Consider the following 12,478-nt stretch of genomic DNA (forward strand, 5'->3'; position numbering starts at 1 on the left):
ATATTTGATTTGTCGTTTATTACGAATCCCGGTAAGAATAAGAGAAAATTCCATATAAAAACCCGCTACAAACGTTGGTATGACAAGGAAATCCCGTTATCCCGATCATTTCTTAGGAAATATAGCTATATATTTATATATAGTTTGGATTTGTAGGTGTGGTTATGATTTACTTTTTCTTTTTATATTATTTATTTATAAATAATAACGGGATTTTGGGATTACGCTTGCGTAATCCTTCTTATACATGAAGTTATCCAATCCCGTTACTATCCCGCTTGTATTTTATTTTGGGATGTTCTTTCGTCATATCAATATAAGCTTCACATTGAGTCATGAGTAGTTAGCGTGTTGAAGATATTTGTTAGATAGGTGTTATTGAATGACGAAAGGACACTGAGAAAATAAGTTGAAATACATATAATTTAACTTTGACTAACTTTGACTTTCGGTGTAATATAAAGTGAAAGTCAAAGGAGTTGAAGCTAGTGGTAAGTTTTAGTAAATATGGTCATTATTCAGATGATGACTTGAAGTATGATATGAATGGTTCCATTGATGGTTATCATTTATATGATGGAATATACATTACTGATAGAGTTTGGTTTTACATGCAGGAAAAAGATATGGATTTTGAAGATGCTCTCAATGCATTAGGTTTGAATTATGATGAATCTATTGCAGATGAGGAGGATATCTCAAAACTAGACGAAAAAAGACAGCGTCTGATGGACGATCCATACAGGTTTCCATTTGAATATGATGAAGATAAGTGATAGGCAAGGTGCATAAATGCATCTTGCTTTTTTTATTAGATTTTAAGGTAAAGAGTTTGAGGCAAAAACAAAGACGAAGTGCTGAGAAGCACTTCGTCGAGCTGAGTATTATTGAAAAGTTGTTTAATAATCTCATTATTGAGCTTGAGTGTGACATAGAACTGCTTTTTATGACTACCATCTTTACGAATATCGATACGATCAATGACCGTAAGGTATAATGCTTTGAGTTGTGATTTATCCATGGATTCTATGTTTTGAAATATTCGTTGTAATAGCGCAGCGATTTGTTTCGTATCATAAGATAGTTTCTCTTGATTTTGTTGCTGCTTGAGTTGATTAATTTGGTTTGTAATATCATTCAGTTGTGTTTCATATTGATGAATGGTTGGTTTGAGTGCAGATGTTAAGTCTGGATTGTCTTCGATGGTTTGAATTAGATTTTTAAGTTTAGTGTTAATTTCATCAAATTGTTGTTGCTTATAAGCGATATCATGGTTAAGTGCAGCTATATCGACTTGTTTCCCTTTATTGACACGTTCTACGACTTGGTTGATGACCTTATCACTTTTGACAATTTCGAGTATTTGATCCATGACATATTTTTCTATGACATCTGCCCTTACACTATTTGCAGAACACACTTTCGATCCTTTGTTGCGAAAATTACTACAGGAATAATAGCGTATTCGCTTTTTTGTACCATCTTTAAGTGTATTGGTTGTCGTGCTCGCAGACATAGAAGCAGAACATTTTGGACACGAAATTAACCCAGTTAAAATATTTGTCCCTTTACCATGAACTTGTGGTTTTTTGCTGACTTGCTTCTTACGAGCTTGTACTTTATCCCACAGCTCTTGACTAATGATAGGGGAGTGCTTTCCATTAGCAATTACTGGATTATCATTTAATCCCTTACGACGTTTTTCATTCCAATCTTTGTATTTGGCAAATTGAATTTTACCAATATAGAACGGATTGGATAAGATATAGGTCACTGAACCAATACTGAATGGTTTACCTTTTTTAGTGACATAACCTTTATGGTTGAGAGCATTAGCAATTTTACGATATCCATGTCCTTTCGCATATGATTCAAAGATGTATTTAACGATATTGGCTTCATGTTGATTAATCATGAGTTCATGTTTATTATCTGGTATCTTACCATAGCCTAATGGCAAATTGCCTTGATAATAGCCTTCTTGAGCACGTCGGGTTTGTCCCATGAATACGTTCTCGACAATATTGTTTCTTTCAAATTCAGAAAAGCTTGCTAGAATTTGTAGCATCAGTTTACCACTACTCGTATTGACTTCCATACGCTCAGATAAGCTGAAGAATTCGACATTTTGACGATGAAGGTCTTCAACAATTTTGAGTAAGTCAGAAGTGTTACGTGCTAGTCGGTTTGTTTTGTAGACCATAACAGAATCGATCTGACCTTCGTTCGCATCTTTTAACAAACGTTGTAGTTCTGGTCGGTTCATAGATTTTCCAGAGATACCTCTGTCCGCGTATACATCTACAACAACAAAGTTATTGAAATCACAATATTCTCGAATTTGATTGATTTGTCCATCGATACTATATCCTTCAGTACTTTGCATTTCTGTTGATACACGGACATAGATACCGACACGTTTTTGTTTAAGTTGTTGCATATTTTTTCATCCTTTCTTATTTAGGCAATTGATGATTGCCTGGTTTGATTAACAATGTTTAGTGGCTCATTTTTGAAATAGATACCAACAAGGGCTTTGTTTTTAGTAATATGAATTTCATCAATATAGGGATACATCATGTTTAACGTGAAACTATGCTGTATCACATTTTGTAGTGATGTTTGTAACTGATTATCACTTATGGAGGATATGGTTTTGTGCTTTTGATTCATCGAATGAGTCTGTTTTCTGAATGATTCAGCATCTATCGTTCCTTTGGCTAACTTATTGATGAGTTGTGCTTGGGTATACGTGCGCTTAGTTTCCAGTGTGTTTTGTTTTTGGATGTGTTGTTGAATGGCATCATTTATTTTGGAATAGACCTGTTGGTCTTGAAAGAAGTGTTGACATGTTTTTAAAACACTTGTTTCTATATCTTTAGCGTTAATCCCTTTAAAGTCACAGACAAAACGAGATTCATTCATATTTCGAGGACAGACATAATAACGTAATGTATTATGTTGCTTTCTTCTAATTGTCATATTTGTAAGTGTGGCGCCACAGCATGGACATTTGATTTTTTGTTTCAGTTGATTAGCTGAAGGTGTTCGTTTGACATGTTTTTCAGACCGTAAAATCTGCGCTTGTTCATAGCTACTGATAGAAATAATAGGTGGAAACATGTTGTCATATTGTCCATATTGATTGATAACGCGACTACAGTAATTAGGATTCATGATAATAGCGCGTACTTGGTAGGGTTTACGCTTGATATATTGATCATCTGTTTCTAGGTATTGCGCAATTTTTTTATAACCATAGCCTTGTAGGTAGTAATGGAATATTGCCTTCACCGTTGGTGCTTCATCTTGATTAATTGTGAATGTGCCATTGTGATAGGTATAGCCAAATGGTGCATGTGTCGTGATGAGTTTACCTTGTCTAGCTTTTTCTTTAAGACCATTTTTGACTTGTTCACCAATATTATCGGACTCTAATTCTGCGAGGCTTATGAATATATTGAGCTTTAGGCGATCAAACGCTTTATCCATATCAAAATAGCCATCATGAACACTTAGAATATGAACATGGTATTTTTGACATAATTTCATGAGTTTTAATGCATTTTTTAGATTACGATGAAGTCGATTCAGACGATAGCAACATAATACGTCACATTGTCCTTGTTGAATCAGTTCAGTAATTTGTTGGTAACCATTGCGCTTATCAGTACGTCCTGATTGTTTATCGCTATAAAAGGTGATGTGTGGAATATTATGCTTTTTGGCTAATGCCTTGATGGTTTGTTTCTGTGCTGCTAGGGATTGTTGCTTTGTAGTGCTCTGTCGTAAGTAACCTATTGCTTGTTTCATCGTATTTCCTCCTTCCACATTGATAATATATATTTATGAACGAATTTATAGTTAAGCCCAACACCAGTCAGGTGTTGGGCGTTATTATTAGTCATCAGCGTGATTGATTTCTTCAATCACTAAATCAGTGAGTAATGTGATTAATTCGTCCAATGAAAAGACCTCCGATTCTATAAAATATTTAAGGATTTGATAATATGATAAACAGTCATTCTGTCGTCTCTTGTACTTTTCACAAAGAAATTAGTGAGAGCTACCTCATTCATAAATTCAGGGTACAATTTATAAAGTATCAAGAGTTTACGTTGTGTCTCAGTTAACGTATAGGATTCTATATCATAGTCATGATCAATATAGTTTACGACTAATTGTTGATTCTCTAATTCGACCAAAGAGCATAATGTGTATTGTGTTAATTTGAATTTAGTATTCATTTTAATTTCCTCCAAGTATTTGATTAAGTAAGCTACAACAGCCTTTAGGGTGTTATAGCGATATTTTATAATCCTAAATCGTCATTTGCTTCGAATTGTTTAGCTTTCGTTACAAAATCTTCTAGCAAATTTTTATTTGTATTATCAACGAATGGTGGTGGTATACTAGGTTCTGTTTTAGAACTCAAACCAAACATTGAAGCATAAGTCATATCTAGCTTAAGATGGTAAAAGACAATAGTCTTCTTTTTGCCATTAGAATCTGGAACGCTACGTTTTGTTGTTTTACGGTTCCGATCAGAATGGATATAACCTTTGTCTCGTAAAGCATCAATTACAATATTTACATCTTGGAATTGATTTTCATTCAACATATTTTTAAATACATTTTTCAGGATTTTAACTTGAATGTGGTCTTCTTTAAGTTCAATAAGTCCATAATTCTCAATCATTGTTGATAGCTTGGCATCCTCAGAGAATTTCCCCCGGTTTTGCGCTACAAACTGAACAATGACCTCGATAGATTTCTCTGCTAGTGAGCGTTCTGAAACTGACTCCAAGTGATAACTAACCAAGTATTCTCTTACTGCATCTATATCAATAGGCACTGCAATAACACGTTCGAATATCCGAGCAGATGTCGCAATCACTGCATAGCGTTTAAACATACGAATACCAGTATTACTCGTTTCATTTTTTAGTTGTTTTTTGAACCAATCATGTTCCGTATGAAACCATTTAATTACTTCGTCTTCACGTTTTAAAAGATATTCAGCTACTAATGGCATGATATGGCCATAATTGACCGATGTAGCCCTTTTAATTGCATCTGCATTGTCAGCACTCGTCGTAAAAGCTTCTGATATTTCAATGGTACGAACATTTAATCCATCATTACGTGCACTATTATTTAAAACACTGTGTTCTGCCGTACTTATCACTGAGGTCCCCCAATTTTTGAGTGCTTTGACATTACCATCTATATTAGATCGTTGTCGGCCTTGTCCTTCTGCCAGACTGTACAACAACCCAGTAGTGTCTTTGAAGGTTGCAGCCGATAATTCGTCCAATACGATAGGCAAACCATAATTGCTACTTAAATATCCTTCAAGCGCGTTTCTAGTACCATTCCAAGACCTAAAAAGTGTATTGCTACCTTTAGTAGGATTGCCGGCTATTGAAACAGCTAAAGCGGCTGCAGTCGATTTACCTGTGCTTGAATTTCCCATAAATGAGAAGATGGTTCCCGCAAACTCGACCTCATGTCTTGTTTTTAGGAAAGCCGTAACTAATGAAGAAGCAGCAAATACTACTGCAAGTTCTAGGAGTAAGTTCCCTTTAACTTGTTTTAAGTACATCTCCCACCAGCCTTTGAAAGTACCTTTTGGTTGTAAATCATAGTGTGTTTCACAAATGATTTCATTAGCTTGAGATTGCTCTATTTCTTTTGAAAAGTATGGTTTATCCAATGAAATGACCATACCTTCATCATCAGACTGTAATACACCTACGCCGGTATATAATTTAGATAATGGAAGTGACTGGCGCATCGATTGTAACGCATAGCTTAATGATTTAATGTACCGTTCATTGATGTTGAAGCCGTACTTAATCAATCCAGGTAGCTTGAAAGATGTTAAGATATCTGATGCTTCAATACGTTCAATATTTTTTCCATCTGTAATAATCAACTTCTCAATCCCTGTAGACGGGTCGAGAAATTTATTTTCAATAATGATGGGACTAGACAATTGAATGATTTTTTCTACATCATTGTTACTTTTAGGTGGAATCACTTCATAAAAGCCATTTGAATTTAAAAAATATGGATATTGCTTGAATATGTTGTTAGTCATAATAAATCTCTCCTTTGCTATATAAGCATTAAATTTGTGTTGCTAAATACATATTAAAGGAGAATTAAACGCAAATAAGGAGGTCGTCCATAAACAAAAAAAATGGACGACCTCCTTTGGTAGTGCTATTCAAATTTTAAATTGTCTAAGGTTTCACTTAGAGTTTTTGCGATAGACCAACTAGATAAATCATTGACTTGTTTACTGACGATTTCGTCTTTAATTTGAGTAGATTTTATTTCTTCAAATAAGTGGAAAGCGTTCGTTAATTCGGTAATGTTTATTTTTGAAAGTGGCTCAATATCTTCATTAAATGAATATTTATCTAATAAAAGATGAATTCGATACAAGTCATTTAAGAAGCTCTCTACTTGATTTGGACTCATACCATCATCAATATAAGATTGGCGATTAGTATAAAATAGGTTAGAAAATTTAGATAATGACAAATAAAATTCTTTATAAATATTGAGAAACTTATCGTTTGATATTAATGGCTTGGAGCTATTTATTATATTGTCTAGACGTGATTCAAAATTTTGTAAATCAAAAGTACTGTTTTTATATTGATTTATAGTATTAATAATTCTTTGATAGTTAGAAAATAAGTCGTTTTCAATACTGAGAAAGTATCCATTAACGTTTAATGGGTATTTTACAATTTCTTTTTTTCTTAATTTTTCACGGATTTTCGATTCATCATTTTGTATATCATCAGTCACAATTTTATGATTGATTCTTTTATTCAAACTTGGAAGGTAGAGTTTGTTTAATATATCAATAATGAAAAAATCTAATAATTTGTTATCAGTACGTTCACTATACTCATCTATAGTTGGCTCATTTGATATATATCTAGCTACTTCATGATTTACATTTGAATACTTGGAATCATCAGGTTCTACTTGGTTGTATATAATAAAATTTTCGGGATTGTTTTCTTTATTATATTGATGAGCTTTATATAATTGCTTGAAATTGAAGTCATTATCAAATGTAATATTATCTTCCATTAATGTTTCAAACAGTAACTCGTCAATTCTATGTGCTAATTTTCTATATAATTTTGAACTCTTATCTAAATCTAGAGAATTTGTATAATTAAAAAATGAAGACAATGCATCATTACACTTTGACTGAGCACTAAGCCATTCTAAAGTAAAAGAATAGTTTTCAGATGCATAAATTTGCGCTTTTAATGCATCATTTTTAATATTATCAATTGAATCGCTGATATTAGTAATATAGCTAATAAATTGACTATTATTTTTCTTTAATGCCTCCTCTCTTAAATCTATGTCATCAAATTTTTTAGCAGATGTAGGAACAGGAAAGTCCTCAATAGTGTTTAGCAAAATTTTAAATAACTCTAATTCAAATAAGTTAAAACTGTAGCCGCTATTGGTTGCTGATGGATTTGATTTGTACCTATTTATATCTAACTTATAAACTCGTTCAAGTTTATCCATACTATTCTTAAACATTTTTTCACTTAAGTTACATTCTTTCATTAAATCTTTTCCTGTAAAATATTTATAATTTTCAAAATTCAAAATGATAGTCCTTTCAAACCGTCTTTACTGGTTATGTTTACTTTAATTATATTATAAAGTAAAATTTCAATTAGTTATAAGAAAATGGGTGTTCTTTTAAGATCTAGGCTACTGTAGAATCATTTTTGAAGATTTTACAAGAGAATTACGTTATGAGGATAATCTTTATTCAGAAATTACTAATAGAAGTTTTTCTAATAAAAAATGATGATACTTAAAAAATTCTAAAAGCAAAGTACTAGAAAGAAATCGTATGACAAAATATTATAAAAAGATTTGCGATGATATGAGTTATAAACAACGCTTATTAAATATTAAGAAACATTAGCCAAATAAGGTATACTTTGAACGATTAATATAGACATATAAATATTTAGATTTAATAATAGACAAAATTAATTATTATTGTGTTAGAGGGTGGACTTCAGGTGGATAATGATGAAAAATTATTAGTTGAGTTTTTAAAAGATGTAGATATATTAAATGAAATTGAAGCAAATGTAGATAATTTTAATGTGTTTGAAATATTAGGCACAATCAATACAGAAATTAGACATAGTAATATGCTTGCTTGGTTGTTCAATCCAAATGAGGTACATGGCTTGAATGATTTATTCATTAATAATTATAACATTTAAATTGTTATGGAAATACAGACAAACAAATTAATCATTTGTTATTGCAGTGTTTTTATATTGATATTATTAAGTATAGTATATTTTTATTTTATTGTATTTTACAACACCTTGTTTTTTGGTAGCATTGAAAGTGAAGCTTACATAAGGGAGATGTAATAATGAAATTTAGAAAATTAGAGATGTTAGGTTTGTCTTCTTTTATTATTTTAAGTGCTTGTGGTCAAAATACAGACGATAGTCATAAAAAAGACAATGGTCAAACACAGGAAAGGGATAAAAAATCAGATGCAACTGAAAATCAATCAAATGATGAAGTAGCAGAAAACAATCAAAATACAAAGAATCAATCTCAAGGTGAGTCTAATGCTGCAGAAGCAACAAATGAAGCAAATAGCCAAAATAGCAGAACTATAACAATTGATGAAGCAAAATCTATCGCTTTTAACTCCGAAGACATACTCAATTTCACTCAAAATAAAGATGAACTGATTTACAATAAAGATAAAAGTAATAATGATGAAATTTTTATTGAAACACCTTTTGGTGGGATAAACGAATCCGTCAAGCACCACGCAATTATAGATAAAAATACAGGGAAAATTATCAAAACGGGTGGTGCTATTACCTCTCCAGATGGACCTATAAAAGCTGAAAATGGTTATATAGACAAAGATATCTATAATTCAACTACTGATTTTTACAATACTTACGTATACAAAAAAGGAATGCCTGAGTTTGAAACTGCTACTTCTGATGTTCCAGAACAAAAATATAAAGAACTTTCAAACATCGTAGGTAATTATTGGCAAAAAGAACAAGGATATGACAATGAGTCAAATCAATCAACATCAAATAACAACCAGTCTCAAAATGAAAAAGAGAATAATCAAACAAGTGATGATAGTAAACAATCAACGAAAAAAGATGCAAAAGTTGACCAAAACCGAGAGAACATTGAAACAAATAATGATGAATCCAATCAAAAACAAAATAATGAAGAACAGCAAGAAAATAGTAACGAGGAAGCTTCGCAAAATGAGGAACGTGAGGATCCAAATCAACAAATAGAACAACCATCTAGCGAAGATAAGCAAAACCCAGATGCAGCACAAGAAAATAATAACGAAAACAATGATGAAAATACTGATGGTAACAACTATGAAAATGAACAATCTCAAGATGTAGAATCAAAAAGCTCAGAAAATGACAAAGAAACTTCAAACGCTTCATAAATATAAAAATATTATTATCAAAAGGAGTCTTTAATTGGTTAGTGTTACACAAAGAATTTCACAAATTAAACAACCCCGTGGTGGGTATTTAAACATAAAATCATTTGAAGTTAAGCAACTAGAACCAGAAACACTTATAGATACAAAATATGAAAATATAGCACCTCAAACAATTGGTTTAGTCGTAGACTACCTTACTCGTATGGTTATAAATCAAGACAAAGAAAAATCATTTGCCATATCGTTAACTGGCGCAAAATTAGCTGGGGAATTACAAACAGCCGAATCATTGTTAAAAGATATTAATGATAATGATGATCTATCTATTATTAAAGCATGTCAATTGGTAAATTACGATATGGTATATAGAGCAGGAAGCATGCCTAAAGAATTTAAAATTCCAGATCAAGACACAATTAATAATATAAAATCACTTATAAACAGAAGTCTTTCATTTTTTAATCAAATTGGTGAAGTTAAAATGGATGGTTTCACATTTGAGGGTGGTTATACAAGCATTATTGATACTGGAGATGGAGACTTTCTAACTGAAGATACTTTGTGGGATTTTAAAGTTTCAAAACAACTACCACAGAAAAACAGTACGCTTCAATTAGTGATATATTATTTAATGGGTAAGGCATCTCAAAAGCCTACCTTTGAGAATATACGTTACATTGGTATTTATAATCCAAGATTCAACCAAATTTATAAATATGATATGACACAGGCTGATTCAGAAATGATTGAAACAATCCAAAAACATGTTATTGGATACGATTAATATAAATATATGAAATATTTTAAGGGATAGTTTATTGAAAATGAAAAAAACATTAACTAGTTTAGCAGTAGCTACATTATTGTTATCAGCAACAGGAGTTGTTAAAGCAGCTGATAATAAAGAGGATTGGGATGAACCTGTTTTTATTAAAGGCGCTGACTTAGAAGGGCAAGATTTACAACAAACTGAGAATGATCTAGGCGTTGATGATAAATATGAAACTTATAATGTTAACGTCAATGATGTGAGTAATTATATCCCAAACAGCAGTAATCTAAGTTATATTTATTCAAGTGCAATAATTGAACATAAAAAATGGGGTAAAGGTGTTGATGTGAAAATTGATACACCAGATAACATTACAAAAGTGACATCTGAACAATATCAAAATGATGCAATTACGGCAGGAATTAAAAATGCAGAAATACATATAGCTTCTGTAGAACCAGTAACGGGTGAAGGTGCTTTAGCAGGTATTTATAAAGCTTATGAAAAAAAGGTAACGACCTAAACACTGAAGATATTCAAAATTCAAATCAAGAAATGAATGATTTAGGTACAATTTCGGAAGAAAATAAAGGTAAAGATGGGTATTCAGATGAAGCTTTGAATGCTTCTATAGCAGATATTAAAGAACAACTTGCCGATATTAAACAAAATCAAGATAAACAAATCACGCAACAACAAGTTGAAGACACTGTTAATAAAGTCCTCGATGAGCGTGGGTTATCAGAGATATTATCAGATAATCAAATTCAAATGATTAATAATAATATGATTAATGTGGCAAACTCTAATGCCTTAACTTCCGATCCTAAAGCATTTAAACAAAATGCTAAAGATGTATTAAAAAATATTGAAAAAACTCAGATGATTTATTGAATAAAGGGAAGGATAAAGCCAAAGATTTGAGTACAGAAGAAAATAGAAATCTTCTTCAACGCATATGGGACGGTATTGTGGAAATTATTCAATCTATCATTCAATTTTTCTCTAATCTGTTAAATAAGTTATAAACAGAGAAATCTTAATTTGGATATTTTAAAGATGTAATCTCAATACAAAGATTCATGTAAATAGAGTTCATTTTTATTATTAAAAGAAATTCAAAATGTATTAAATGTCACTTTATGTTTTCTATTAAATTTTGTTATACTAAAAAAGATGTCTTTTTATTCAAGTATAATATTTAAGAAAGTTTTTATTGATTATTAAGTATAAGATCTATTGATAAAAATTTGGGCTTTTTATAAGTGATTTTAAATGATAAAGGGAGGAAATAAATTATGAAAATTAAAAAGGCAATAATACCAGCGGCGGGGCTAGGTACAAGATTTTTACCAGCAACTAAGGCGATGCCTAAAGAAATGTTACCTATTTTAGATAAGCCTACTATCCAATATATAGTAGAAGAAGCAGTAGCAGCGGGAATTGAAGATATTATTATAGTTACAGGTAAGCATAAACGTGCGATTGAAGATCATTTCGATAACCAAAAAGAATTAGAAATGGTATTACAGGAAAAAGGGAAAAATGACCTATTAGAAAAGGTTCAATACTCAACAGATTTAGCTAACATCTTCTATGTTCGTCAAAAAGAGCAAAAAGGTTTAGGCCATGCCATTCATACAGCACGTCAATTCATTGGAAATGAACCATTCGCTGTATTATTAGGTGATGACATTGTGGAATCAGACACACCAGCAATTAAACAATTGATGGATGTTTACGATGAAACAGGTAAATCCGTAATTGGTGTTCAAGAAGTAGCTGAAGAAGACACACACCGTTACGGTATTATCGATCCATTAGAAAAATCGGGTTTACGTTATGAAGTTAATAAATTCGTAGAAAAACCAAAACAAGGTACAGCACCATCTAATTTAGCGATTATGGGACGCTATGTACTAACACCTGAAATCTTTGATTATCTTGAAACACAAGAAGAAGGTGCAGGTAACGAAATTCAATTAACAGATGCAATTGAACGTATGAACGCCGAAAGCCAAGTATACGCATACGATTTCGAAGGTGATCGTTACGATGTCGGTGAAAAACTAGGCTTCGTTAAAACAACGATTGAATATGCATTAAAAAACGAAGATATGAAAGACGATGTGAAAAAATATATTAGAGAATTGAATTTTTAATATTAGGAGAAAAAAATT

10 protein-coding genes and 1 pseudogene are annotated in these 12,478 nt (G+C 31.6%); 6 read left to right on the forward strand and 5 right to left on the reverse strand.

The genetic code is table 11. From position 1 onward, the window contains the following. Positions 1-488 precede the first annotated feature (488 nt). Positions 489-776, forward strand: coding sequence for a hypothetical protein (locus tag ACP3TL_RS11605; RefSeq protein ID WP_285336767.1), 288 nt, complete (start codon positions 489-491; stop codon positions 774-776). Positions 777-811: 35 nt separating this feature from the next. On the opposite strand, the gene ccrB is transcribed toward ACP3TL_RS11605, so the two are convergent. The 5 genes from ccrB to ACP3TL_RS11630 all read right to left on the reverse strand — a co-directional run bounded on the left by ccrB (position 812) and on the right by ACP3TL_RS11630 (position 7,656). Beyond that, positions 812-2,440, reverse strand: coding sequence for a cassette chromosome recombinase CcrB (gene ccrB, locus ACP3TL_RS11610; protein ID WP_285336768.1), 1,629 nt, complete (start codon positions 2,438-2,440; stop codon positions 812-814). Between the two features lie 20 nt (positions 2,441-2,460). Further along, positions 2,461-3,813, reverse strand: a complete 1,353-nt coding sequence (ccrA, locus tag ACP3TL_RS11615; RefSeq protein WP_285336769.1) for a cassette chromosome recombinase CcrA — start codon at positions 3,811-3,813, stop codon at positions 2,461-2,463. Positions 3,814-3,983: 170 nt separating this feature from the next. After that, positions 3,984-4,247: a hypothetical protein gene (locus ACP3TL_RS11620; protein WP_107387205.1), complete on the reverse strand. Its 264-nt coding sequence runs from the start codon at positions 4,245-4,247 to the stop codon at positions 3,984-3,986. Positions 4,248-4,312: 65 nt separating this feature from the next. Then, positions 4,313-6,103, reverse strand: a complete 1,791-nt coding sequence (gene cch1, locus ACP3TL_RS11625; protein ID WP_285336770.1) for a cassette chromosome replicative helicase — start codon at positions 6,101-6,103, stop codon at positions 4,313-4,315. A gap of 125 nt (positions 6,104-6,228) precedes the next feature. Continuing rightward, positions 6,229-7,656 (reverse strand): DUF6038 family protein, encoded by a 1,428-nt coding sequence (locus ACP3TL_RS11630; protein ID WP_285336771.1) that lies wholly within the window; start codon positions 7,654-7,656, stop codon positions 6,229-6,231. A 428-nt stretch (positions 7,657-8,084) separates the two neighbouring features. On the opposite strand from ACP3TL_RS11630, the gene ACP3TL_RS11635 reads away from it, so the two are divergent. From ACP3TL_RS11635 to galU, 5 genes and pseudogenes are all read left to right on the forward strand, one after another. Beyond that, positions 8,085-8,294, forward strand: coding sequence for a PD-(D/E)XK nuclease family protein (locus ACP3TL_RS11635; RefSeq protein WP_047505035.1), 210 nt, complete (start codon positions 8,085-8,087; stop codon positions 8,292-8,294). Between the two features lie 158 nt (positions 8,295-8,452). After that, positions 8,453-9,526 carry a hypothetical protein gene (locus ACP3TL_RS11640; protein WP_285336772.1) on the forward strand — a complete coding sequence of 358 codons (1,074 nt, stop codon included), beginning with the start codon at positions 8,453-8,455 and terminating at the stop codon, positions 9,524-9,526. A 34-nt stretch (positions 9,527-9,560) separates the two neighbouring features. After that, a complete protein-coding gene (locus tag ACP3TL_RS11645) occupies positions 9,561-10,310 on the forward strand; it encodes a hypothetical protein (RefSeq protein ID WP_174543757.1) in 750 nt (249 codons plus the stop codon). A gap of 40 nt (positions 10,311-10,350) precedes the next feature. After that, a pseudogene (locus tag ACP3TL_RS11650) lies at positions 10,351-11,326 on the forward strand (DUF1002 domain-containing protein). A gap of 267 nt (positions 11,327-11,593) precedes the next feature. Next, complete coding sequence (gene galU, locus ACP3TL_RS11655; protein ID WP_047505028.1) at positions 11,594-12,460, forward strand: UTP--glucose-1-phosphate uridylyltransferase GalU; 867 nt, start codon at positions 11,594-11,596, stop codon at positions 12,458-12,460. The last annotated feature ends 18 nt before the right edge of the window (positions 12,461-12,478 follow it).

Origin of the sequence: Staphylococcus caseorum, assembly GCF_049943195.1 — a bacterium.
Lineage (GTDB): Bacteria > Bacillota > Bacilli > Staphylococcales > Staphylococcaceae > Staphylococcus > Staphylococcus equorum_A.